The sequence below is a fragment of the Polaromonas sp. P3_C2 genome, from assembly GCF_056402675.1.
In genome coordinates this window covers 1-1,023 of record NZ_JBFUGX010001027.1, presented here as the reverse complement: position 1 = coordinate 1,023, position 1,023 = coordinate 1, and the positions used below count along the sequence as shown (strand labels likewise).

The window sequence follows — 1,023 nt, the reverse complement described above, 5'->3', positions numbered from 1 at the left end:
CTATGCATGTGCACCGAAGGAGTTAACCGGCATGTGTGCGTTTGGAATAATTAGCACCTCTTCAAATAGAGGAGGCGGTGTCGTTTTGACGCACATGATGCGAAACACGAGTCCTGAATTTCGCTGAAGCTTGACCCGAGGGGGTGCGGACAAAAACTTGGACTGGTACGCCAGCATGTTCAACCAGATCGAAGTCTTTCAGGTGAGCGATGGGCATGCCCTGCTCAACACCCAGGTCAACAATCTGGTGCAGGCCATGGCATCGTTCAGCCCGCCAGCAGCGGGTGAGACCACCCTGCCTGCCAGCTACCAGAGCAGTCTGGCGCCGGTGATTGCTGCCAACTGGCAGTAAATGGCGTTGAAGCATATTGCTCGCTGAAATCGCCCGACGGCTTCCGCCCGGTTGCCGTCGGCCGTGATATCCAGCGAGTCCTGGCGCTAATATTTTTGTAGCTGCTTGCGCTCGTCCCTATTGGCTTGTGACCATATTTCTCATGAGGAATTGGTTGTCAACGGCTGGCTGCCTGGTAAGCCGGGAGCGCTCATTGGGAAGTTTCTCAGAACATGCAAATCCTGGTCGGCGCGACAGCAGGCGAATCCAACTATCGGCCAATCCTCCTGGAAATCGCATACATTCGCGAGGATCGTGAACATCCTTCTCGTGGAGACAGACGTCACAGCCCTTTCTTGGCTGAAGGCGACAGTTGGGGGTCAAACCTCAGCGCAATTCAACAACTTTCAGCTAATTAAAAAAACTACATGAAAATAATTGCCCTTCTATTTGGAACCGCTGGGTTTTTTCTTTTCGTGTACTTGGTCTACTTATTTAGTAAGCACAAAGCTTATTTCTCCGGGGAGACTGAATATCGGAAAGCATTCTCTCGTTTAAGGGAACACTTCCCCCAAGATGCCTTCGTAATGAAGTGGGGTCTTGTTTTTTTCTTTGCCGTTGAAGCGATTGGTGGTCTGATTGCAATGATCTCTAAATATTGAAGACTAATTAGAAATCGCAATAGATCATCT

2 protein-coding genes are annotated in these 1,023 nt (G+C 50.0%); both read left to right on the top strand.

Translation table 11 applies throughout. The features are described from left to right. Positions 1-157 precede the first annotated feature (157 nt). Positions 158-352, top strand: coding sequence for a hypothetical protein (locus AC1DWI_RS24330; protein ID WP_477670779.1), 195 nt, complete (start codon positions 158-160; stop codon positions 350-352). A gap of 407 nt (positions 353-759) precedes the next feature. Continuing rightward, positions 760-993 (top strand): hypothetical protein, encoded by a 234-nt coding sequence (locus AC1DWI_RS24325; protein WP_477670780.1) that lies wholly within the window; start codon positions 760-762, stop codon positions 991-993. Positions 994-1,023: the final 30 nt, after the last annotated feature.